This window comes from Streptomyces atratus (genome assembly GCF_900119365.1).
GTDB classification, from domain to species: Bacteria; Actinomycetota; Actinomycetes; order Streptomycetales; family Streptomycetaceae; genus Streptomyces; species Streptomyces atratus_B.
In genome coordinates, this window is the sequence record NZ_FPJO01000017.1 from 60,984 (window position 1) to 82,664 (window position 21,681).

A 21,681-nucleotide genomic window follows, 5' to 3' on the forward strand; every position below is an offset into this window, starting at 1 on the left:
GGCTACTCCGCGGCAGGTGAAGGACCACGAACGGCGCCACGCGGACGGCCGGTCGTACGTCGACGAGGCCAGTCGTACGTCGACGAGGCCAGTCGTACGTCGACGAGGCCGGTCGTACGTGGGCGGGATCAGTCGAGTGGGCGCGGTGTGCCCGGGTGCGGGCCGTCCAGCGGCGACTCGTTCGAGACGCGCACGATGGTGATCACACGGTCCGTCAACTGCAGCGGACTGGCCGCCGGATCGTCGTAACCCAGCAGCCGATGACCCCGCAACACGCTGACCACGAGGTCATCGGTCTCCCGGACGCTCTTGCCCACCTCGGCCTTTATCACCGGGCGTTCGACGAGATCGAGCCCGCTGCCCTGCTGGATCAGGTCCTCCATCACCGTGCCCGCGCTGGGGCTGAGCACGGAGAGACCCAGCAGCCGGCCTGCCGCACTGGCGCTGGTGATCACCGCGTCGGCGCCGGACTGCCGGAGCAACGGGGCGTTCTCCTCCTCGCGCACCGCCGCGACGATCTTCGCGCCCCGGTTGAGCTGGCGGGCCGTCAGCGCCACCAGCACCGCCGTGTCGTCGCGCTGGGTGGCGATGATGATCTGACGCGCCTTCTGGAGCTCGGCCCGCAAAAGCACCTCACTGCGCGTCGCATCACCGACCACACCGACGAAGCCCTCGGCGTTGGCGATCTCGATCACCTTCGTCGCCGGGTCGACGATGACGATCTGTTCCTTCTTCAGGCCGGTGGCACACAGGGTCTGGATGGCCGAGCGGCCCTTCGTCCCGAAGCCGACGACAACGGTGTGATCACGCAAGTTGGTTCTCCAACGCTTCAGCCGAAAGTCCTCCCGGGTCCGTTCCGTAAGGACCTCAAGAGTGGTGCCGACCAGGATGATCAGGAAGAGCACCCGCAGTGGTGTCACGAGCAGCACATTGGTGAGCCGGGCAGCGTCCCCGTACGGGGTGATGTCGCCGTAGCCGGTGGTGGAGAGGGTGACCGTCGCGTAGTACACCGCGTCCAGCAGGTCGACCTTGCCGTCGGCGGCGTCGTGGTACCCGCCGCGGTCCAGCCAGACGATCAACACCGTTGCGGCTAGTACCAGAAGCGCCATCAGCAGCCGCTTGGCGACCTGCCGTGCCGGTCGGTCGACGACTCTGCGCGGGAGCAGTACCCGGGTGGGTAGGACGTGCTCGTCGGCGCGCCTGGCCATCGCATCGTGGCCGGGAAGTTTCACGTGAAACACCCTTCCGTCCACGGCATCGCCGAGGCCCACGGTAGATCGAGGATCTCCACCTCGGTGCCGGACCGTACCCCGCCCGGCGGTACGACGGCCAGCCCGTCGGCAGCAGCGACCCCGCGGAGCATCGCCGGACCGCTGTAATGCAGCGGTACGACGTACTCGGCACTGCTCCCGGTTCCCGCGCCTCCGCCGCCGTACCCGCTTCCTGGTCCGTTGCTCCTGCCGCCCGCCCGGTGGACGACGGGGACCAGCCGGGTGTCATGCGGATGCCCGTGCACCTCATCGCGTACGAGGGCCCGGTACGGTGCCTCCGGCTCCCGGCCGGACAGGCCCCGGAGCAGGGGCTCTGCGAGGGTGAGGAGCCCGGAGACGGCGGCCAGGGGGTTGCCCGGCAATCCGACGAGATACGGTCCCCCGCCCCGCGCCCCACCCCGGCTGCCGGATGACACCGCCGCTGCCGTCTCCTTCTTGAGCCGGGCCAGCAGCATCGGGTGGCCGGGGCGGGCAGCGACCCCGTCGACCAGTAGCTCGGCCCCGATCTCGGCAAGGACCGGGTGGACGTGATCCACGGGGCCCGCAGCCGTACCGCCCGTGGTGATGACCAGATCGGCGTCGGACGTGGTGAGGACGCGCCGCAGGGCCGCCGCGTCGTCGCCGAGGCGCTGCGGGGCCGATACCTCGGCGCCCAGCGCGCGCAGCCAGGGGCCGATCATCGGGCCGAGCGCATCACGGATCAGCCCGTCGTGCGGCAGACCGCCGGTCAGCAGTTCGTCACCGAGCACGAGGACGTCGACGCGGGGACGAGGCACCACAACGAGTGCGTCGTATCCGGCCGCGGCGGCCAGCCCCAGAACGGCGGGCGTCACCAGCGCTCCGGCGGGCATGAGCTGATCGCCGGCACGGCACTCCTGGCCACGGGGCCTGATGTCCTGCCCGGGCAGCACCTGATGCTTCGCGTGAAGAAGTCCCTTGGCCTCGTCCACGTGCGCGTGTTCGCTACGGATCACGGCGTTGGCTTCCGCCGGAATGCGGGCGCCGGTGGCGATCCGTACGGCATCTCCGTCGGGCAGCGTGGCGGGGGTGCTCCGCCCGGCGAGGATGCCCAGATCCCGGCTCGGGCCGGCACCGGCCCTCTTCTTGTCTCCGGCCTCGGCAACCTCGCGGATGTTCCACGGACCCGGTCCGGAGACGACCCAGCCGTCCATGGCAGAGGTGTCGAAGGACGGCAGATCCGTGAGCGCGACGAGCGGCTCGGCGAGTACATGTCCGAGCGCCTGGTCGAGGGGGAGTCGGCCTGCTCGGACCTCAACGGCCTGCCCCGCCCGGATGGCGAGCGCCCGTGCCTCCTGCCAGGAGACCGAGTGCCTCTGCCGGTGCTCCTGCTGGTGCCCGTCCTGGCCATGCGCGTGGGCCGCGCCGGCGTCCCGGTCCGGGGGCAGCGAACGGGGTGCCGCCGCGGGTTCGTCCGCAGGACGTGGCCGCCCGGTGGAGTGCGGCTGATCCGCGGAGTGCGGCTGATCCGGGGAGTGCGGTGCACCGGACGAATGGCTCCCGACCAGCGCGAGAGCCTGCTCAACGGCCCGGTCCACCGAGGCCGGGCAGCGCTCTCCGCTTCGCGTACGGTCGCTCCCCGAGAGAGAACCGGCGGCCGAGGAAGAACCCGCGGCCGGGGACGGCCCGACGCCCATCGACGCGATATCCGCGCCCGGAGGCCGATCGGACCCACCGCCACCGGTGGTCATTGCGTCTCGTTCTCGTCCGCCCAGCGAAGGGCGAGCGCGGCAGCCTTCCGGGCGGCCTCGGCCACCGCCGTGGCGCTGTCACCCCCTTCTTCGCTGCTCGCCCTGGCCGCCGCGTACCCGACCAGGAAGGTCGTCAGCGGTGCGGCGGGCCGGGCGACACCATGGGCGGCGTCACGGGCGAGATCGAGCAGGACGCCGGTGTCGACGTCGAGGTCGATGCCGAGTTCGTTCTTGACTGCGGTGATCCATTCATCCAGCACGGTCCCATGCTCTCTGATACGGGCCCGGGCCGACGCAATGTCCTCCCAGGTGTCGCAGTCGAAGGAGGCGAGCGGGTCGGCCTCCACCCGGGCGAGGTCGAGTTCCTGCGTCAGCAGCCGCAGGGGGAGCCCTGACAGACCGCCGTGCTCGGCGGCGAGCAGCGCAAGCTCACGGCGCAGCGGTTCGGCACGGTAGACGGCGACGAGAGGCTGGTCGCGATCCTGCTGATCGGTGCACAGGGCCCCGTCCCGCTGCCCTTCCCCGGCGACGTCCAGAAGCGCTCCGACAGTGCCCGGCCCGAGGAACGGCAGGTCGGCGGAGAGCACGAGAACCCGGTCCGCCGCGGTCCGCCGGACCCCCGCGTCGAGCGCGGCCAACGGACCGCCGCCCTGGGGCTCTTCGCGCGTCCAGATCACCGGCCGCACGGTGGCCCGGCGCCCGCCCACCACCACCGTCGTCGAGGCGTCGGCACAGGCCGCGAGCACCCGGTCGAGCAGCGCACGGCCACCGACCCGGATCCCGGGCTTGTCGGCACCGCCGAGCCGCTTGGCGGCCCCTCCGGCAAGGACGATGGCGTCATACACGGTCATGCGTCCGAGTATGCGGGCCGTGGTCTCCTGTTGATCCTCCCGGTCGGCGATCGAGCCGATCGGGAGGATCGAGCGGGGGAGGCAAACAGGAGCCCACGGACGTTTTCAGCTGTTTCCGCCTACAACGTGCGCAGCAGCACCGCCGGTTGTTCCACGCAGTCGGCTATGTAGCGCAGGAAGCCGCCCGCCGTGCCGCCGTCGCAGACCCGGTGGTCGAAGGTCAGCGAGAGCTGGACCACCTGTCGTACGGCCAGCTCCCCCTGGTGCACCCAGGGCTTCGGCACGATCCGGCCCACGCCCAGCATCGCCGCCTCGGGGTGGTTGATGATCGGGGTCGATCCGTCGACTCCGAACACCCCGTAGTTGTTCAGCGTGAACGTGCCACCGGTCAGCTCCGCCGGGGTCAGCCGCCCGGCCCGCGCCGCCTCGGTCAGCCGGGCTATCTCGGCCCCGATCGACTCGGCGTTCCTGGCCTGCGCGTCCCGCACAACGGGGACGACCAGGCCCCGCTCGGTCTGCGCCGCGAACCCGAGATGGACCTCCGGCAACCGCACGATCTCCCGCGCTTCCAGGTCCACCGTGGAGTTGAGCTCGGGGAACCGGGCCAGCGCCGCAGTGCAGATACGTGCCAGCAGGGCCAGCACCGAAACCTTGGGCCCGGCAGCCGTACCTCCGGCACTGTTCATCGCGGACCTGGCCGCCATCAGCTCGGTGGCATCGGCATCGACCCAGCACGTGGCGTCCGGGATCTCCCGACGGCTGCGCGCCAGCTTGTCGGCGACCGCGCCCCGCACACCGCGCAACGGAATCCGCTGTACGGCCGGTCCCGACACCGCCGCGGAAACCGACTCCGCCACCACTTCCGGCGTCGGTACCGAGGCCGGCCGGGGAGCCGCCGTTCCCTCCGCCAGCGCCCTGATCGCGGATTCGACATCGGCCCGCAGGATCAGCCCGTCCGGACCGGAGCCCACCAGCTGCCGCAGATCGAGCTCATGCTGCCGCGCCAGCTTCCGTACCAGCGGGGAAACGACCGCCACCGGACCCGGCACCGCATCCGGCACGGGATCGGGAGTCGGCGCCGGAGCCGCTGGCACCCGTGCGGGAGAAGCTGCCGTCACGGCAGCGGGACGGACCCGACGACGGCGCGCCACCGGTGCGCCCGTCCCGTACCCGACCAGCACATTGCCGGACGACTCCACCTCACCGGAACCAGCGCCGGAACCCGTCCCGGCCCCGGACCCGGAACCGGAATCAGGCCCTGTCCCCTCGTCGTCCGACCCCACCGCGACCGCCACCGTCAACAGAGGCGCCCCGACCGGAAGTTCCGAGCCCTCCTCGCCGAACCGCGCGGTCACCACGCCCCCGTAAGGGCACGGCACCTCCACCATCGCCTTGGCCGTCTCGACCTCGACGACCGGCTGGTCGATGGCGACGACATCGCCGACCTCCACCAGCCAGCGCACGATCTCCGCCTCGGTGAGCCCCTCACCGAGGTCCGGCAACTTGAATTCGAGTACCTGGGGCATCAGCTCTCCGCCTCCCACTGCAGGCGGGCGACCGCGTCCAGCACCCGGTCCACGCCCGGGAGATGGTGCTTCTCCTGCATCGGCGGCGGATACGGAATGTCGAACCCGGCGACCCGCAGCACCGGCGCCTCCAGGTGGTGGAAGCAGCGCTCGGTGACCCGGGCAGCGATCTCACCGCCCGGACCGCCGAAACCGGAGGACTCATGGACGACGACCGCACGCCCCGTACGCCGTACGGAAGCGGCAACGGTCTCGTCGTCGAACGGCACCAGCGAGCGCAGGTCCACGACCTCCAGGTCCCAGCCCTCCTCGACGGCCGCTTCCGCCGCCTCCATGCAGACGGGCAGGGACGGCCCGTACGTGATCAGCGTCGCGCTGCGGCCCGTCCGGCGGACGACCGCCCGGCCTATCGGCTCCACCGCCACCGGCGCATCGGGCGACCAGTCCGCCTTCGACCAGTAGAGCCGCTTCGGCTCCAGGAACACCACCGGATCGTCGGAGGCGATCGAGGCCCTCAGCAGCCCGTACGCGTCCTCGACCGTGGCGGGTGTGACGACATGGAGGCCGGGCGTCGCCATGTAGTACGCCTCCGAGGAGTCGCTGTGGTGCTCGACCCCGCCGATCCCGCCGCCGTACGGCACCCGGACCGTGATCGGCAGCGGCATGGCGCCGGCCGTCCGGTTCCGCATCTTCGCGACATGGCTGATGAGCTGCTCGAACGCCGGATAGGCGAAGGCGTCGAACTGCATCTCTACCACGGGCCGCAGCCCGTACATCGCCATGCCCACGGCCGCCCCGAGGATGCCCGCCTCGGCCAGCGGGGTGTCCGTACAACGGTCCTCGCCGAACTCCTTCGCCAGACCGTCGGTGATCCGGAAGACCCCGCCGAGCGTGCCGACGTCCTCGCCGAGGACATGCACCGTCGGGTCCTGCGCCATCGAGTCGCGCAGCGCCCGCCCGAGTGCCTGCGCCATCGTGGCGGGCTTGGCCTTCGCCGTCCGCTCTCCGGCCGTCGCCGCTGCGGTGGTCATCGCCCGTCCTCCACATCGTCGTGGCCGTGCTGATCCTGCTGGTCCTGCTCGGCTTCCAGCTCGACACGCAACCGGGCCGCCTGCTCCCGCAGTTGTGCGGTCTGCTCCACATAGACATGGGAGAACAGATCCATCGGGTCCAGCACCGGATCGGCGTTCATCCGCTCGCGCAGAGCGGCTGCCATCCGCTCCGCGGCCTCGCGTGCCTCCTCGATCCCGCCGTCACCGAGCAGCCCCCGCCCGGTCAGCTCCCGCTCCAGAAGCTGGATCGGGTCGTGCGCACGCCACGTCTCCACCTCGCTGTCGACGCGGTAACGAGTGGCGTCGTCGGCGTTCGTATGGGCGTCCATGCGGTACGTCACCGCCTCGACGAGCGTCGGCCCACCGCCGCTCCGGGCCCGCGCCACCGCCTCACCGAGGACCTGGTGCATCGCGGCCGCGTCGTTTCCGTCCACCAGCCGGCCCGGCATCCCGTACCCCACGGCCTTGTGCGCCAGGGACGGCGCGGCGGTCTGCTTCGCCAGCGGTACGGAGATCGCGAATCCGTTGTTCTGTACGAGGAAGACGACCGGGGCACGCCAGACGGCCGCGAAATTCAGCGCCTCGTGGAAATCGCCCTCGCTGGTCCCGCCGTCACCGACCATGGCGAGCGCCACCACGTCGTCGCCTTTGAGGCGCGCCGCGTGTGCCAGCCCGACGGCGTGCGGCAGCTGGGTGGCGAGGGGGGTGCAGAGCGGTGCGATGCGGTGTTCGCGCGGGTCGTAACCGGTGTGCCGGTCGCCGCGCAGCAGTGTCAGTGCCTCGACCGGGTCCAGTCCGCGCGCCACTGCGGCAAGCGTGTCCCGATAGCTGGGGAAGAGCCAGTCCCGCTCCTCCAGCACCAGTGCGGCCGCAATCTCGCAGGCCTCCTGCCCCGTGCTCGACGGGTAGACGGCGAGCCGGCCCTGCTTGGTGAGGGCGGTGGCCTGCGCGTTGTACCTCCGGCCGCGCACCAGCTCCGCGTAGAGCCTCAGCAGCAGATCGGGGTCGGCGTCGGCTGCGGCGTCCGTACCGAGCACGCGGTACGGCTCGGGGTCCGGGAGCAGCGGCGCGGGATCGGTGAGCGGCTTCCAGGCCGGGGGCGGCGTGGGCCGGTAAGCAGCCGCGCCGGGCAGCTCTTGGACCGTCATGACAAGCACCTCCTGGCATCGAGGGGTTTCGAGCGGCGTCAGTCGGCATCAGGGATCGTCCGATGCCGAGGGGTGTCGAAATACATCGAAATGTCGAGCGCTGTCCGAGGCACGAGTGTGGTGCCCCTCACCTACCGATTGTTCGGTCGCGAGCGCATTTTGGCTACAGGCGCCTTCAGCCTGTGGACAAACGGTTCTCCACAGCCTGGGATAGAGGCAGGTCGTCCAGGACAGGGAGGCGGGGGCACATGTCAGCTGAACAAATGGCCGACGGGGGTGAGGACGCCGACCGGATTCCGCCCGCGCGCCCGCTCGACGCCATCGACCGCCGCATCCTGCGACTGCTCCAGACGGACGGACGCGCCTCGATACGGTCGGTGGCCGACCGCGTCCATGTATCCCGGGCCAACGCCTATGCCCGGATCAACCGGCTCATCGACGACGGCGTGATCCGCGGCTTCAGCGCGCGCGTGGACCATGAGCGGGCGGGGCAGGGAGCCTCCGCCTACATCACTCTCAAGATCGTCCAGAATTCCTGGCGCACGGTGCGCGAAGAGCTCCAGGCCCTGCCGGGGGCGACTCATATCGCGCTGGTCAGCGGCGACTTCGATGTGCTGCTGCTGGTGCACACCCGGGACAACAGGTCGCTGCGCGAACTGGTCCTGACGCGGATCCAGGCCATTCCGGAAGTGCTCTCCACCCGCACTCTCCTGGTGTTCGAGGAGACAGACCTGGCCCCGGGGCCGGACAGGCCCACCGAGCTCACCTGACGACCGTCCCGCCGCCGGCCAACGACTCGGCATCCCGCCGACTCAGCGGCTGGACCGCATCCCCTCGAAAGCCACGCGAACGAGCGTGTCCGCCAGCCGTTGCCCGTCGACACCGCCGTCGGGCAGCGGCCGGTACCACTCCACCAGTGAGTTGACCATCCCGAAGAGCAGCCGGGTCACCAGCCGTATGTCCACGTCGGAGCGGAGGTCGCCGTCCGCGACCGCCGCCTTGAGCAGGTCGGTCACCCGCTGGTCGAACTCGCGCCGTCGCTCCATGGCCCAGCGCTCGGTCTTCGTATTGCCCCGCACGCGCAGCAACAGCGTGACGTAGGGCAGTTCGGCTATCAGCACGTCGACGGTGCGACGGGTGACGTACTCGACCCGCTCGATCGCACGCCCCTGCGTCGCCCCCGGCTCGTCGAGAATCCCGAAGAGCCCGTCCAGCGCCCGGCTGACCGCACGGCGCAGGAGCTCCTCCTTGCCCGCGACGTGGTGGTAGATGGACGACTTCGAGATGCCTGCCGCCTTGGAGAGGTGCTCCATGGACGTGCCGTCGTAGCCGCGCTCGTTGAAGACACGGACGGCAACGGTGAGCAGAGTCTCCGGGGTGTACGTGTCCCGCTTGGCCGTGGTCATGTCCGCGATCCTCCCCTACGAGTTGTCCACAGGTTTGGCGGGCCCCCTTGTCCCGACCGATCGTTCGGTTACTCTAACTCTGTCCGCCCGTCCCTGCCCAGCTCGATGAGGAGTTGGTCCGTCATGGCCGCCGAGCTCTCCCCGCACCTGTTGTCCGAGAAGCACCGCCCCACGCTCGACCAGGCCCTCGACGCGATCCGTACGCGCGCCTACTGGTCCCCGCACCCCGAGCATCCGAAGGCATACGGCGAGGGGGGCGCCCCGGGCAGCCTGGGCGCCGCCGAGGGCAAGGCCGCCTTCGACGCCGTGCTGAACACCCGGCTCGACCTCGGCCAGCCCGGCACCGACGGCTGGACGGGCGGAGAGGTCTCGCCGTACGGCCCGGAGCTCGGCGTCGAGTATCCGCACGCCGACCTGGACGTCCTGCTTCCGGCCATGCGCGCGGCCATGCCGGCCTGGCGTGCGGCGGGCCCCGAGACCAGGGCCCTGGTCTGCCTGGAGATCCTCGCGCGGATCAGCGCCAGGACCCACGAGTTCGGTCACGCCGTGATGCACACCAGCGGCCAGGCCTTCATGATGGCGTTCCAGGCGGGCGGCCCACATGCCCAGGACCGCGGCCTGGAGGCGGTGGCATACGCGTACGAGGAGCAGATCCGCACCCCGCAGAGCGCCGACTGGTCCAAGCCGCAGGGCAAGCGCGACCCGCTCCAGCTGCAGAAGTCGTTCACCGCGGCACCACGCGGCATCTCGCTCCTGATCGGCTGCAACACCTTCCCCACGTGGAACGGCTACCCTGGCCTCTTCGCCTCCCTGGCCACCGGCAATCCCGTCCTGGTGAAGCCGCACCCCCGCGCCGTGCTTCCGCTCGCGCTCACGGTGCAGCTGGCCCGCGAGGTGCTCGCCGAGGCAGGCTTCGATCCCAACCTGGTCGCCCTGGCCGCCGAGCGACCGGGCGAAGGCATCGCGAAGACCCTCGCCCTCCGCCCCGAAATCAAGATCATCGACTACACCGGGTCCACCGCCTTCGGTGACTGGCTGGAGACCAACGCCCGCCAGGCCCAGGTCTACACAGAGAAGGCCGGGGTCAACACGATCGTCCTCGACTCCACGGACGACTACCGCGGCATGCTGTCCAACCTGGCGTTCTCCCTTTCCCTGTACAGCGGCCAGATGTGCACGACCCCGCAGAACCTGCTGATCCCCCGGGACGGCATCACCACCGACGGCGGCGACAAGACGTACGACGAAGTGGTCGCCGACATCGCCGCTGCGGTCAGCGGGCTGCTGGGCGACGACAGCCGGGCGAACGCGCTGCTCGGCGCACTCGTCAACCCCGATGTGAAGGCCCGCCTGGAGGCAGCTGCGGATCTGGGCGAAGTCGCCCTGCCCTCCCGTGAGGTGGCCAACCCGGAGTTCCCCGACGCCGTGGTCCGCACCCCCGTCGTCGTCAAGCTGGACGCCACCAAGCCGGACGACGAGGAGCACTACCTGTCGGAATGCTTCGGCCCGGTCGCCTTCGCGGTGGCCGTCGACTCGACGGCCGACGCCGTCGAGCTGCTCCGCCGCACGGTCCGCGACAAGGGCGCGATGACGGTCGGCGCGTACACCACCTCACCGGAGGTGGAGCGCGCGGTGGAAGATGTCTGCCTGGACGAATCGGCCCAGCTGTCGCTGAATCTGACCGGCGGGGTGTACGTCAACCAGACCGCCGCCTTTTCCGACTTCCACGGCTCGGGCGGCAATCCGGCGGCGAACGCGGCATTGTGCGACGGAGCCTTCGTGTCCAACCGTTTCCGCATGGTGGAAGTGCGCCGCCAGGCATGATCCGGCCAGGGTCCGGGGGCGGGGCTCCGCCCCCGGACCAGGCCGTCTAGCTCCCGGCCTCAGGGATCTCCGCGTACCGCTGCACCCACGCGTGCATGGCGACAGCGGCCGCGGCGCCCGCGTTGATCGACCGCGTCGAGCCGAACTGCGCGATGGAGCACACCATCACCGCGTGCTTACGGGCCTCCTCGGTGAGCCCGGGCCCTTCCTGCCCGAAGAGCAGTACGCAGCGCCGCGGCAGCTCGGTCCGCTCCAGGGGCACCGCCCCCGGCAGATTGTCGATCCCGATGATCGGCAGGCCCTCGGCCTCCGCCCACGCGGTCAGCGACTCCGTGTCGGGGTGGTGCCGCACATGCTGGTACCGATCGGTGACCATCGCGCCGCGCCGGTTCCAGCGCCGCCGCCCCACGATATGGATCTCCTTGGCGAGAAAGGCGTTCGCCGTGCGCACCACAGAGCCGATGTTGAAGTCGTGGCCCCAGTTCTCGACCGCGACGTGGAAGTCGTGCCGCCGCAGATCCAGATCGGCGACGATCGCCTCCCGGGTCCAGTACCGGTAGGCATCGCCCACGTTGCGCCGGTCGCCGTGGGCGAGCAGCTCGGGGTCGTACCGCTCGTCCTCGGGCCACGGCAGCGGGTGGGGCCCGACGCCGATCTCCGTCCCGAAGCCGTCGTCGTACTGCAACGGTTCCGCGGAACGCCCGGTCTCTTCCGACTGACCGGGCTCCTCGGCCGACGGTTCCCCGCCGCTGCTGCCTGCGCTGCCCGTGCCGCGCGTACTGCCACTCTCGCTGCTGCTACTCACCCGACGAGCGTATGGCCCCCGTCGCCGCTGTGCTGCGGGACCTCCTCGTCACCGGTGCCACGCCGCTGCCCGGGCACTGTGCCCCGGCCCGGGAACAGCCGCTCCCGGACGCGGGTCGCCCGGCCGCCGAGCCACACCAGGAAGACGGTCGGCAGGAAGACGGCATCGGCGGCGATCATCGCCATGGAGAAGAACGGCAACCCGAGCAGCAGGGCGATGCCGGCGTGCTCACACATCATGGCGACGAGCAGCACGTTCTTGACCCGCCGGTTGAACAGGGTGAAGGGAAACGCGACCTGGACGACGACCGTGCCGTACGTGATCAGCATCACCATGACACCGCTGGAGGCGAGGACGTCCGACAGCCAGGGCCAGGGCGTGAAGTAGTCGAGCTTGAGCGGGTAGTACAGCGCCGTGCCGTCCTGCCACCGCGAGCCCTGGATCTTGTACCACCCCGCGGTGGCGTAGATCAGACAGACCTCGGCCATGATCACGACGAGGGTCGCGTTGTGGGCGAGGTTGGCGATGACATCGAGCAGGGTGCGCGACTCGCTGTGCGGTGCGTAACGGTTCACAGCCCACCAGGCGCCCTCGCCGACCCAGAGGATCCAGAGGAGAGTCGGCAGCCACCAGGTGCCGCCGAGCCCGTCGGTCGCGCTGGCCACGATCAGCACGAGGCCGAGCACCGCCCAGAGGACCGTACCGGCCACTGTCCCCCGCGCCGGGCGCCGGGAATCTTCCCCTCCCGCACGCGCCTGTCGCGCCGCACGCCGGGCGTCCAACGACCAGACCCGCCCGCAGCGCGTGAGCATCAGATAGATCGCCATGAGATGGATGACGTTGTCGCCGCCGTCGCCCATGAAGATGCTGCGGTTCTGCAGGGAGAGCACCCCGGCCATGAAGAGGACCGACATGGCCCGGGTGTGCCAGCCGACCATCAGCAGCGCCGCGGAGATCAGCGCGACCGCGTACACGATCTCGAACCAGACCGTGTTGTCCGACCACATCAGCGCGGTGAACGCCTGATTGCCGGATATGAGCTGCTGGGCCATGTCCCAGCGCCAAGGGGCGTCGGGGCCGTACATCTCGTGGCGGTGCGGAAATTCGCGCAGCAGGAAGAACAGATAGGTGGCAGAGAAACCGATCCGGATGACGGCACTCTGATACTGGCCGAAGGCCGTGGAGGTGATGCGCTGGATGGAGCGGGCGATCTTGTAGTCGATCTTTGGCTCGATCTTGCGGTCGAGGGCGGGTGCACTCACTTGTCCGCCCCCTCGGTGCCGGCGGGAAGGTCCGCCGCGGTCACCGTCCACCACGGCAGCACCCGGTAGGACGGCCTCGTACTGATCTTCTCCTCGCTCCATGCGGGCGCCGCGACGGACCGTACCTCGGAACGGACCTGGATGCGCTCGACGGTGCCGCCGTAGTCGTGTTCGCCGAGGCGCAGCATCACGATCCGGCGGATGTAGCGCTCGGAGAGCTGGCCGCGAAGGCCGATGGCCCGGTTCTCGTTGTCGTGGGAGCCCTGGTAGAAGTCCCAGCCGCGGCGGAGTTCGTTCTGATGGACGTGACTGGGGAGAAGACTGCCGCGTATCGCCTTGCCGTCCTCGCCGGAAAGGCTCATCCAGGGAGTGGTGCGGCGTCCGTCGGGGCCGGCTATCTCGGCTCGTACGTGGACGGCGATGTTCTGCTGGAGCGGATTCGGGGCGAAGAGCTTCCAGTTCTGCTCGAACTCGGGATAGATCCAGTCGTCGACCGCTTCGCCGTGCTGCTTGGTCATGGTGTTGGAGGGGGCGACGTGCAGAAACACCATGGCCAGCTGCCCACAGGCGACCAGCCCGATGACGGACAGCGCGACTGCGGCAACGATCTGGTACGGAAGCGACAGGGCGGCTATTCCGCCACGGGGCCCTGATTCCGTGGGCCCTGTTCCGCGAGGCTCTGATGCCCGAGGCTCTGATTCGCGAAATCCTGATTCCTGCCCCTGACCAGCGCCGAAAGCCACTTGTTCACGCTGGTCGGGCCCCGACTCGGAACTCTCGCCCCCGCTGTCGGCACCCCTGTCGCCGTACGAATCCATCCCGCCCCGATCCCCGTCGATCCCCGGTCAGTTATCCACAGGGTTGACACCCTACGGGCCGTCGACTCACCATTGAAGACATTGAACCGAACGATCGGTCGGTAGGGAGCCCGGGATGGCGGCAGTGACTGCGGACCAGACAGCGCAGGCGGGAGCGGACAGGCCTGAAGAGACGGACGAGGCCCTGGAGGCGGTGTTCGACGCCGCGGTGGCGGCGGACGAGCGCATCGAGCCACGCGACTGGATGCCCGATGCGTACCGCGCCTCGCTGGTCAGGCAAATGGCCCAGCATGCCCACTCGGAAATCATCGGCATGCAGCCGGAGGCCAACTGGATCTCGCGTGCGCCCTCGCTGCGCCGCAAGGCGATCCTGATGGCCAAGGTGCAGGACGAAGCGGGCCACGGGCTCTATCTGTACAGCGCGGCGGAAACGCTCGGCACCGGCCGCGAGGAGCTGCTCGACAAGCTGCACGCGGGCCGCCAGAGGTATTCATCGATCTTCAATTACCCGACGCTGACCTGGGCGGACGTCGGCGCGATCGGCTGGCTCGTGGACGGCGCCGCGATCACCAACCAGGTGCCGCTGTGCCGCTGCTCCTACGGCCCGTACGCCCGGGCGATGGTCCGCATCTGCAAGGAGGAGTCCTTCCACCAGCGCCAGGGGTACGAGCTGTTGCTCGCCCTCAGCCGCGGCACCCCGGCGCAGCACGAAATGGCGCAGGACGCGGTGAACCGCTGGTGGTGGCCGTCCCTGATGATGTTCGGCCCGCCGGACGACGCATCGGCCCACTCCGCGCAGTCGATGGCCTGGAAGATCAAGCGCCACTCCAACGACGAGCTGCGGCAGCGCTTCGTGGACATCTGTGTCCCGCAGGCCGAGGCGCTGGGGCTCACCCTTCCCGACCCGGACATCCGGTGGAACGAGGAGCGTGGACAGCACGACTTCGGGGCGATCGACTGGAAGGAGTTCCAGGAGGTCCTCAAGGGCAACGGCCCGTGCAACGAGCAGCGCCTCGGCCAGCGCCGCCGGGCACACGAGGAGGGCGCCTGGGTCCGGGACGCGGCGGCTGCCTACGCCGGGAAGCACACAGCGCCACAAGCGCACGCAGCACCACACGCAACAGCGGGGAACGGGGAGGCGACAGCATGAGCAGCTCGACCGAATGGCCACTGTGGGAGGTGTTCGTGCGTTCGCGCCGCGGTCTTTCCCACACCCACGCGGGCAGCCTGCACGCCCCTGACGCGGAGATGGCCCTGCGCAACGCGCGCGATCTGTACACGCGCCGCTCCGAGGGCGTCTCCATCTGGGTGGTCCCGTCCGTTCAGGTCACGGCCTCCTCTCCGGACGAGAAGGACTCCTTCTTCGAACCGGCCGGCGACAAGCCGTACCGGCATCCGACGTTCTACGAGATCCCGGAAGGGGTGAAGCACCTGTGACCGCGGCCCTCGCCCTGGGCGACGACGCGCTGGTGCTCTCGCACCGGCTGGGGGAGTGGGCGGGCCATGCGCCCGTGCTGGAAGAAGAAGTGGCCCTGGCCAACATCGCCCTGGACCTGCTGGGGCAGGCCCGGGTGCTCCTCTCCCTGGCCGGGGACGAGGACGAGCTGGCGTATCTGCGCGAGGAACGCGCCTTCCGCAACGTCCAGCTGGTCGAGCAGCCGAACGGCGACTTCGCCCACACCATCGCCCGCCAGCTGTACTTCTCCGCCTACCAACAGCTGCTGTACGAGCAGCTGGCATCGGGCGAGGGCCCGTTCGCCGGTCTGGCGGCGAAGGCCGTCAAGGAGGTCGCGTACCACCAGGACCACGCGGAGCACTGGACCCTGCGGCTCGGCGACGGCACGGACGAGAGCCATGACCGGATGCAGAGCGCCGTGGACGCCCTGTGGCGGTTCACCGGTGAGCTCTTCGAGCCCGTCGAGGGAGTGGAGATCGACTGGCAGTCGCTGCGGAGCGGATGGCTGGAGTCCGTCTCGGCGGTGCTGGAGCGGGCCACGCTGACGCTGCCGGCCGGTCCGCAGTCCGGGGCGTGGACGGCGGGCGCGGGACGCCAGGGCATCCACACCGAACCCTTCGGCCGCATGATCGCCGAGATGCAGCATCTGCATCGCAGCCACCCGGGGGCGTCATGGTGACCGGGACTGGGACACTCCTGGAGAAGGAGCTGCACCGCCTCGCGGGCTCCGTACCCGATCCTGAACTGCCGGTGCTGACCCTGGACGAGCTGGGGGTGCTCCGGGGCGTGGATGTTCTCGCCCCCGGCAAGGTCACCGTGCGGCTCACCCCGACCTACACCGGCTGCCCCGCGATCGAGGCCATGTCCGCCGACATCGAGCGAGTGCTGCACGACCACGGCATACCGGAGGTCTCCGTGGTCACCGTGCTCTCACCGGCCTGGTCCACGGACGACATCAGCGCGGAAGGGCGGCGCAAGCTGGCCGAGTTCGGCATAGCGCCCCCGCGTCCGCACGATGCCACGGCCCCCGCGAACGGTCCGGTGCCGCTCGCGCTCTCGGTGCGCTGCCCGCACTGCGGCTCGACCGATACGGAGCTGCTGAGCCGGTTCTCCTCCACCGCGTGCAAGGCGCTGCGCCGCTGCGTGACATGCCGCGAACCGTTCGACCACTTCAAGGAGTTGTAGATGTTCCATCCGCTCCGGGTCCGCACGATCGAACGGCTCACGGACGATTCGGTGGCCGTCACCCTCGCTGTGCCGCCCGAGTTGCGCGAGACCTTCCACCACCAGCCCGGCCAGCACCTCAATGTGCGGTACACGGTCGACGGCGAGGAGATCCGCCGCTCGTACTCGATCTGCTCCCCGGTCACCGCCGCGGAACAGGACGACCCGGTGCTGCGTGTGGGCATCCGGCTCGTCGACGGCGGCGCGTTCTCCACGTACGCGCTGAAGGAGCTCGCCGTCGGTGATCTGGTCGAGGCGATGCCTCCGATGGGCCGCTTCGTGCTGGCGCCCCGCGCCGGGCACTTCGCGGCGATCGTCGGCGGCAGCGGGATCACACCGGTCCTGTCCATCGCGGCCACGCTGCTGGCACAGGAGCCCGACGCCCATTTCTGCCTGATCCGCAGCGACCGGACAGCGCTCTCGACGATGTTCCTGGACGAGGTCGCCGACCTCAAGGACCGCTACCCGAACCGCTTCCAGCTGGTCACGGCACTCTCCCGGGAAGAGCAGCAGGCAGGTCTCCCCTCCGGCCGCCTGGACCGGGACCGTCTCACCGAGCTGCTGCCCGCGCTGCTTCCCGTGACCGAGGTGGACGGCTGGTATCTCTGCGGGCCCTTCGGACTGGTCCAGGCCGCGGACCGGGCGCTGCGCGGACTGGGCGTCGACCGGACCCGTATCCACCAGGAGATCTTCCATGTGGACGACGGCCCGAACACATCCACCCGCCCCCGAGTCGACTCGCCCGCCCACAGCCGACTCACCGCCACCTTGGACGGCCGTTCCGGCACCTGGCCGGTGGAGGAGGGCGAATCGCTGCTGGAGACCGTGCTGCGCAGCCGCGCCGACGCTCCGTATGCCTGCAAGGGCGGGGTGTGCGGGACCTGCCGGGCGTTCCTGGTCTCGGGCGAGGTGCGGATGGACCGCAACTTCGCGCTGGAGCCCGAAGAGACGGACGCGGGCTATGTGCTGGCGTGCCAGTCACATCCGGCGACCCCGGAGGTGGAGCTCGACTTCGACCGCTGACCGCACCCCGCCCTCTCCCCCGCCGGTCGGTCTCCCCGTCTCCCGCTCCTCCACTGTTCCCTTCTTGTAGAACCTGTTCTATCTTGACGACCCGTCAACTTCGGGCGCGGGGGCGTCGGTCAGCGGGAGGCCAGGACAGTGGACTTCACCTTCACCGAGGAACAGCAGGCAGCCGTGGAGGCAGCGCGAGCGGTCTTCTCGGGAGTCGTACCGGACGGGGTTCCCAGCCCCGCTCTCGTGCCGGGCGCGGTGGCCGAGGACATCGACCGCCCGCTGTGGGCCGGACTCGCCTCAAGTGATCTGCTGAGTCTGATGCTTTCGCCGGAACACGGCGGGGCCGGACTCGATCTCGTCGCGCTCTGTTTGGTGTTGCGCGAGTCCGCCAAGGTGCTCGCGAGAGTGCCATTGCTGGAGACGTGCGCGGTCGCGATGGCACTCCAGCGTTACGGAGACCGGCAGTTGGCCGCCGAATTGCTGCCCCGGACCGGCCGGGGTGAGCTGGTCCTCACCGTCGGGGCCAACGGCCGTTCCGGCCACGATCCGGCCGAACTCGCCGTCACCGCCCGCCGGGAAGCGACAGCTGGAACCGTCCCGACAAACCGCGACGGGGACATTGCCGACTGGGTGCTCGACGGGGTGCAGTCGGCGGTGCCGTGGGCGCAGGCAGCGGACTGGATCGCGATTCCGGCCCATACCGACGGGGGCCGGGCGGTCGTCGCCCTGATCCAGCCCGCCCAGGACGGCGTCACCCTGGCCGAGCAGGTCTCCACCAGCGGTGAACGGTTCGCGGAGGTCCGGCTGGAGTCGGTACGGATCGACGGCCGCGCACTGATCGACGACGCCGGGGCCTGGGAGTGGCTGCGCGCCCTCCTCACCACCGGGACGTGCGCGCTGGCACTGGGCCTGGGCGAGGCCGTGCTCGCCATGACGAGCGAATACACCGGCAAGCGCGAGCAGTTCGGCTTCCCGGTGGCAACGTTCCAGTCCGTCGCGGTACAGGCCGCGGACCGGTACATCGACCTACGGGCCATGGAAGTGACGCTCTGGCAGGCGGCCTGGCGGATCTCCACCGGAGCCGGCGGGAGGCTGCCTGCCGAGGGCGACATCGCCGTGGCGAAGATCTGGGCGTCGGACGGCGTCCGCCGGGTCGTGCAGACGGCACAGCATCTTCACGGCGGTTTCGGAGCGGACACGGACTACCCGCTGCACCGCTTCCACGCCTGGGCGAAGCAGATCGAGCTGTCCCTCGGTCCGGCGGCGGCACACGAGGAGGCGCTGGGCGACCTGCTGGCCGCACACCTCCTCGGCTGACACCGGCCACGGGCGGCGGTCACGCCCCCGGCAGAGCGGCTGCCCGGCTCAGAGCACGAAGGCCGGGCTGCCGTTGTCCGTCACCATCGGGCGTCCGGCGCCGTCCCAGGCCAGCATCCCGCCGTCGATGTTCACGGCGTCGATGCCCTGCTGCACCAGGTACTGGGTGACCTGGGCCGACCGGCCACCGACCCGGCACATCACGTGCACGCGCCGGCCGTCGTCGGCGGCCTCGGTCAGCTCACCGAAGCGGGCCACGAAGTCGCTCATCGGGATGTGCAGAGCGCCCTCGACATGACCGGCCGTCCATTCGTTGTCCTCCCGGACGTCCAGCACAAAGCCGTCCGACGGAACCGCCGCGACATCCACCGAGGGCAGCGGTGCGAAATTCATGGGTCATGCCTTCTCTCGTACGTACGCTCCTGAGTCACCCGGAACGCTACTGCACCAGGCCCGCCAGCTCGGCCTCGCGCTGCGCGACCTCGCCCAGCAGCTGCTCGGCGATCTCGTCGAGCAGCCGGTCCGGATCGTCCGGCGCCATCCGCAGCATGGCCCCGATCGCGCTCTCCTCCAGCTCCTGGGCGAGCACCGTCAGCAGTTCCTTGCGCTGGGTCAGCCAGTTCAGCCGGGCGTAGAGCTCCTCGCTCTCGCTGAGCTCCGCCTCCGGAGCCACCGGACCCGCCGCCCACTCCTGGGCCAGCTCCATCAGGAGCGCCTCGTCCCCCCGCCCGTAAGCGGCGTTCACCCGGGCGATGAACTCGTCCCGACGGGCCCGCTCCGTCTCGTCCTGCGCCAGGTCCGGGTGGGCCTGGCGGGCCAGGTCGCGGTAGAGCTTGCGCGCCTCCTCGGTCGGCCGGACCCGCTTGGGCGGCCGGACCGGCTGCTCGGTCAGCATCGCCGCAGCCTCGGGGGACAGCCCGTCGGAGTCGATCCAGTCGTGGAACAGCTCGTCCACGCCGGGCATCGGCATGACGATCGCCCGTGCCTCCTGCGCCTTGCGGATGTCCTCCGGATCGCCCGTCCTGGCGGCCCGGGCCTCCGCGATCTGCGCATCGAGCTCGTCGAGGCGGGTGTACATGGGCCCGAGCTTCTGGTGATGCAGCCGGGAGAAGTTCTCGACCTCGACCCGGAAGGTCTCCACCGCGATCTCGAACTCGATCAGCGCCTGCTCCGCCGCCCGCACCGCCTTCGCGAGCCGGGCCTCGGGCCGCTCCCCCTCAGCACGACCGCCCGCGCCGGCCCCGTTCTCCGGGCCGACACCGCTCTCCGGACCGGCACCGGCCGGCCGGCCGTGCTGCTCAAGCGGCTCGCCCGGCCCGTACTGCTCGTGCTGCTCGCTTCGGGCCTGCTGCTCGCGCTGCCGGTCGTTGTCCTGCCGGTCATCGTCGTTCCGGGTGGTCGGCACCCCGGCGGCTTCGTGGGTCACCCGTCCAGCGTATGGCCACGGCCCACGTCCCGAGGACCCGCGGTCGGCCCGATGCCCCTCAGACGCCCAGTTCGGCGGCTATCCGCCCCGACCCGATGGCTCGCACCAACTCCGCGTGGTCCGCCTCCGTACGATCCGCGTAGGTGACCGCGAACGCCGCCACCGCCTCGTCCAGTTCCTCGTTCTTGCCGCAGTAGCCCGCGATCAGTCGCGGATCCGCGCTGTGCGCATGGGCCCGCGCCAGCAGCGCACCGGTCATCCGGCCGTAGTCGTCGACCTGATCGGCTGCCAGCGCCGCCGGGTCCACACTGCCCTTGCGGTTCCTGAACTGCCGTACCTGGAAGGGGCGTCCGTCCACCGTCGCCCAGCCCAGCAGGATGTCGCTGACGACCTGCATCCGCTTCTGCCCGAGCACCACCCGGCGTCCCTCGTGCGCCACCTCCGGCACATCGAAGCCGACCGTCGGCAGATACGGCGCCAGCACGGAGGGCCGCGCCTCCTTCACCTGCAGCACCAGGGGCTCACCGCGGTGATCGAGCAAAAGCACCACGTACGACCGGGTGCCGACGCTCCCGGTACCGACCACCCGGAACGCCACGTCGTGTATCGCGTACCGGGCGAGGAGCGGTACCCGGTCCTCCGAGATCGTGCCCAGATAGTCGCCGAGTCCCGCCGCGACCGCCGCGGCCTCCTCGTCCGGCACCCGGCGCAGCACCGGCGGCGCGTCGATGAAGCGGCGTCCGCCGTCCCCGGTGTCCTCGGTGGACTTGGCCGCGAAGCGGGCGCTGGTGTTGTTGCGGGCCTTCTCCGAGACCCGCTCCAGCGTGCCGAGAAGATCCCGCGCATCCGTGTGCGAGACCAACTCCTCGTCCGCGATGGCGTTCCAGGCATCGAGCGCGGGCAGCTTGGCCAGCAGCCGCATCGTCCGCCGGTACGCGCCCACCGTGTCGTACGCGCCCCGCCGACAGGTCTCCTCGTCCGCCCCGGCCTCGCGCCCCGCGAGCACCAGCGAGGTGGCCAGCCGCTTGAGGTCCCACTCCCACGGGCCGAACACGGTCTCGTCGAAGTCGTTCAGATCGATGACCAGGCTGCCCCGCGCATCGCCATAGAGCCCGAAATTGGCCGCGCGCGCATCGCCGCAGAGCTGAGCGCCCACCCCACTGACCGGTGTGCCCACCAGATCATGGGCCATCAGCCCGGCCGAGCCGCGCAGAAAGGCGAAGGGCGTGGCCGCCATCCGTCCCACCCGGATCGGGGCGAGCGAGGGCACTCTGCCCCGGCTCGACTCCTCGACCGCCTGCACCGCATCGGGCCGCCCGGCCGGAAGGTCCAGGAACGCGTGCGAGGCCCTGGGCACCCGCTCCCGCAGCGCCTTGCCCGCCGCCCTCGGCGACCGCGTCGCGCCCCCGCCCGCCGCGGCCGCCCTCCGTGCGAATCCGGGCACGACCGGAATACGCGGATCACCCGTCACAGCCCGCTGAACCGGCACTGTTGCTTCGATGTCACCCATGGCGCGCAGCCTCCCCCACCCTCGCCCTGCGCTCCTGGCCCGACGCCTGTCGCAGATCA

21 protein-coding genes are annotated in these 21,681 nt (G+C 70.4%); 8 read left to right on the forward strand and 13 right to left on the reverse strand.

Annotated features, from left to right (window positions below; translation table 11 throughout):
- Positions 1-128: 128 nt before the first annotated feature.
- The 6 genes from BT364_RS25260 to pdhA all read right to left on the reverse strand — a co-directional run bounded on the left by BT364_RS25260 (position 129) and on the right by pdhA (position 7,557).
- Positions 129-1,271, reverse strand: coding sequence for a potassium channel family protein (locus tag BT364_RS25260; RefSeq protein ID WP_072487534.1), 1,143 nt, complete (start codon positions 1,269-1,271; stop codon positions 129-131).
- A complete protein-coding gene (locus BT364_RS25265) occupies positions 1,229-2,926 on the reverse strand; it encodes a molybdopterin molybdotransferase MoeA (protein WP_107408305.1) in 1,698 nt (565 codons plus the stop codon). The genes BT364_RS25260 and BT364_RS25265 overlap by 43 nt, the downstream gene beginning before the upstream one ends.
- 50 nt (positions 2,927-2,976) lie before the next feature.
- Positions 2,977-3,831, reverse strand: a complete 855-nt coding sequence (locus BT364_RS25270) for an NTP transferase domain-containing protein (RefSeq protein ID WP_072487536.1) — start codon at positions 3,829-3,831, stop codon at positions 2,977-2,979.
- A 119-nt stretch (positions 3,832-3,950) separates the two neighbouring features.
- A complete protein-coding gene (locus tag BT364_RS25275) occupies positions 3,951-5,357 on the reverse strand; it encodes a dihydrolipoamide acetyltransferase family protein (protein ID WP_072487537.1) in 1,407 nt (468 codons plus the stop codon).
- Positions 5,357-6,388, reverse strand: coding sequence for an alpha-ketoacid dehydrogenase subunit beta (locus BT364_RS25280; protein WP_072487538.1), 1,032 nt, complete (start codon positions 6,386-6,388; stop codon positions 5,357-5,359). Before BT364_RS25280 ends, BT364_RS25275 begins: the two co-directional genes overlap by 1 nt.
- Positions 6,385-7,557: a pyruvate dehydrogenase (acetyl-transferring) E1 component subunit alpha gene (pdhA, locus tag BT364_RS25285; protein ID WP_072487539.1), complete on the reverse strand. Its 1,173-nt coding sequence runs from the start codon at positions 7,555-7,557 to the stop codon at positions 6,385-6,387. The genes BT364_RS25280 and pdhA overlap by 4 nt, the downstream gene beginning before the upstream one ends.
- A 263-nt stretch (positions 7,558-7,820) precedes the next feature.
- Here pdhA and BT364_RS25290 point away from each other — a divergent pair, with 263 nt between their 5' ends.
- Positions 7,821-8,327 (forward strand): Lrp/AsnC family transcriptional regulator, encoded by a 507-nt coding sequence (locus BT364_RS25290; protein WP_072487540.1) that lies wholly within the window; start codon positions 7,821-7,823, stop codon positions 8,325-8,327.
- 42 nt (positions 8,328-8,369) lie between these two features.
- On the opposite strand, the gene BT364_RS25295 is transcribed toward BT364_RS25290, so the two are convergent.
- Complete coding sequence (locus BT364_RS25295; protein WP_072487541.1) at positions 8,370-8,963, reverse strand: TetR/AcrR family transcriptional regulator; 594 nt, start codon at positions 8,961-8,963, stop codon at positions 8,370-8,372.
- Positions 8,964-9,086: 123 nt separating this feature from the next.
- Here BT364_RS25295 and paaN point away from each other — a divergent pair, with 123 nt between their 5' ends.
- Entirely contained in the window at positions 9,087-10,787 is a 1,701-nt protein-coding gene (gene paaN, locus BT364_RS25300) for a phenylacetic acid degradation protein PaaN (RefSeq protein WP_072487542.1), read from the forward strand.
- A 46-nt stretch (positions 10,788-10,833) separates the two neighbouring features.
- Here paaN and BT364_RS25305 read toward each other — a convergent pair whose 3' ends face one another.
- The 3 genes from BT364_RS25305 to BT364_RS25315 all read right to left on the reverse strand — a co-directional run bounded on the left by BT364_RS25305 (position 10,834) and on the right by BT364_RS25315 (position 13,672).
- Positions 10,834-11,472, reverse strand: coding sequence for a TrmH family RNA methyltransferase (locus BT364_RS25305; protein ID WP_177328223.1), 639 nt, complete (start codon positions 11,470-11,472; stop codon positions 10,834-10,836).
- A 116-nt stretch (positions 11,473-11,588) separates the two neighbouring features.
- Positions 11,589-12,956, reverse strand: coding sequence for an HTTM domain-containing protein (locus BT364_RS25310; RefSeq protein WP_256260213.1), 1,368 nt, complete (start codon positions 12,954-12,956; stop codon positions 11,589-11,591).
- Positions 12,851-13,672 (reverse strand): DUF5819 family protein, encoded by an 822-nt coding sequence (locus BT364_RS25315; protein ID WP_072487544.1) that lies wholly within the window; start codon positions 13,670-13,672, stop codon positions 12,851-12,853. The genes BT364_RS25310 and BT364_RS25315 overlap by 106 nt, the downstream gene beginning before the upstream one ends.
- A 115-nt stretch (positions 13,673-13,787) precedes the next feature.
- Between BT364_RS25315 and paaA the strand changes: the two genes are divergently transcribed.
- The 6 genes from paaA to BT364_RS25345 all read left to right on the forward strand — a co-directional run bounded on the left by paaA (position 13,788) and on the right by BT364_RS25345 (position 18,686).
- On the forward strand, positions 13,788-14,822 hold the full coding sequence (paaA, locus tag BT364_RS25320) for a 1,2-phenylacetyl-CoA epoxidase subunit PaaA (protein ID WP_072487545.1): 1,035 nt from the start codon (positions 13,788-13,790) through the stop codon (positions 14,820-14,822).
- On the forward strand, positions 14,819-15,109 hold the full coding sequence (gene paaB / locus BT364_RS25325) for a 1,2-phenylacetyl-CoA epoxidase subunit PaaB (protein ID WP_072487546.1): 291 nt from the start codon (positions 14,819-14,821) through the stop codon (positions 15,107-15,109). The genes paaA and paaB overlap by 4 nt, the downstream gene beginning before the upstream one ends.
- A complete protein-coding gene (gene paaC, locus BT364_RS25330; RefSeq protein WP_072487547.1) occupies positions 15,106-15,807 on the forward strand; it encodes a 1,2-phenylacetyl-CoA epoxidase subunit PaaC in 702 nt (233 codons plus the stop codon). The genes paaB and paaC overlap by 4 nt, the downstream gene beginning before the upstream one ends.
- Positions 15,801-16,313: a 1,2-phenylacetyl-CoA epoxidase subunit PaaD gene (paaD, locus tag BT364_RS25335; protein WP_072487548.1), complete on the forward strand. Its 513-nt coding sequence runs from the start codon at positions 15,801-15,803 to the stop codon at positions 16,311-16,313. Before paaC ends, paaD begins: the two co-directional genes overlap by 7 nt.
- Positions 16,314-17,375 carry a 2Fe-2S iron-sulfur cluster-binding protein gene (locus tag BT364_RS25340; protein ID WP_072487549.1) on the forward strand — a complete coding sequence of 354 codons (1,062 nt, stop codon included), beginning with the start codon at positions 16,314-16,316 and terminating at the stop codon, positions 17,373-17,375.
- 138 nt (positions 17,376-17,513) lie between these two features.
- On the forward strand, positions 17,514-18,686 hold the full coding sequence (locus BT364_RS25345; protein ID WP_072487550.1) for an acyl-CoA dehydrogenase family protein: 1,173 nt from the start codon (positions 17,514-17,516) through the stop codon (positions 18,684-18,686).
- Positions 18,687-18,734: 48 nt separating this feature from the next.
- Here BT364_RS25345 and BT364_RS25350 read toward each other — a convergent pair whose 3' ends face one another.
- The 3 genes from BT364_RS25350 to BT364_RS25360 are packed head-to-tail and all read right to left on the reverse strand — an operon-like array spanning position 18,735 to position 21,622.
- Positions 18,735-19,079 carry a rhodanese-like domain-containing protein gene (locus tag BT364_RS25350; protein WP_072487551.1) on the reverse strand — a complete coding sequence of 115 codons (345 nt, stop codon included), beginning with the start codon at positions 19,077-19,079 and terminating at the stop codon, positions 18,735-18,737.
- Positions 19,080-19,125: 46 nt separating this feature from the next.
- A complete protein-coding gene (locus tag BT364_RS25355; protein ID WP_072487552.1) occupies positions 19,126-20,112 on the reverse strand; it encodes a J domain-containing protein in 987 nt (328 codons plus the stop codon).
- Between the two features lie 58 nt (positions 20,113-20,170).
- The gene (locus BT364_RS25360) at positions 20,171-21,622 is read right to left on the reverse strand and encodes a DUF2252 domain-containing protein (RefSeq protein WP_072487553.1); all 1,452 of its coding nucleotides are present in this window, start codon (positions 21,620-21,622) and stop codon (positions 20,171-20,173) included.
- Positions 21,623-21,681 lie beyond the last annotated feature (59 nt).

Coding starts and splice junctions, on each gene's coding strand:
- BT364_RS25265 (WP_107408305.1), bottom strand. CDS start 2,926: ATGGGCGTCGGGCCGTCCCCGGCCGCGGGTTCTTCCTCGGCCGCCGGT.
- BT364_RS25270 (WP_072487536.1), bottom strand. CDS start 3,831: ATGACCGTGTATGACGCCATCGTCCTTGCCGGAGGGGCCGCCAAGCGG.
- BT364_RS25275 (WP_072487537.1), bottom strand. CDS start 5,357: ATGCCCCAGGTACTCGAATTCAAGTTGCCGGACCTCGGTGAGGGGCTC.
- BT364_RS25280 (WP_072487538.1), bottom strand. CDS start 6,388: ATGACCACCGCAGCGGCGACGGCCGGAGAGCGGACGGCGAAGGCCAAG.
- pdhA (WP_072487539.1), bottom strand. CDS start 7,557: ATGACGGTCCAAGAGCTGCCCGGCGCGGCTGCTTACCGGCCCACGCCG.
- BT364_RS25290 (WP_072487540.1), top strand. CDS start 7,821: ATGGCCGACGGGGGTGAGGACGCCGACCGGATTCCGCCCGCGCGCCCG.
- BT364_RS25295 (WP_072487541.1), bottom strand. CDS start 8,963: ATGACCACGGCCAAGCGGGACACGTACACCCCGGAGACTCTGCTCACC.
- paaN (WP_072487542.1), top strand. CDS start 9,087: ATGGCCGCCGAGCTCTCCCCGCACCTGTTGTCCGAGAAGCACCGCCCC.
- BT364_RS25310 (WP_256260213.1), bottom strand. CDS start 12,956: ATGGAGCGAGGAGAAGATCAGTACGAGGCCGTCCTACCGGGTGCTGCC.
- BT364_RS25315 (WP_072487544.1), bottom strand. CDS start 13,672: ATGGATTCGTACGGCGACAGGGGTGCCGACAGCGGGGGCGAGAGTTCC.
- paaA (WP_072487545.1), top strand. CDS start 13,788: ATGGCGGCAGTGACTGCGGACCAGACAGCGCAGGCGGGAGCGGACAGG.
- paaB (WP_072487546.1), top strand. CDS start 14,819: ATGAGCAGCTCGACCGAATGGCCACTGTGGGAGGTGTTCGTGCGTTCG.
- paaD (WP_072487548.1), top strand. CDS start 15,801: ATGGTGACCGGGACTGGGACACTCCTGGAGAAGGAGCTGCACCGCCTC.
- BT364_RS25340 (WP_072487549.1), top strand. CDS start 16,314: ATGTTCCATCCGCTCCGGGTCCGCACGATCGAACGGCTCACGGACGAT.
- BT364_RS25350 (WP_072487551.1), bottom strand. CDS start 19,079: ATGAATTTCGCACCGCTGCCCTCGGTGGATGTCGCGGCGGTTCCGTCG.
- BT364_RS25360 (WP_072487553.1), bottom strand. CDS start 21,622: ATGGGTGACATCGAAGCAACAGTGCCGGTTCAGCGGGCTGTGACGGGT.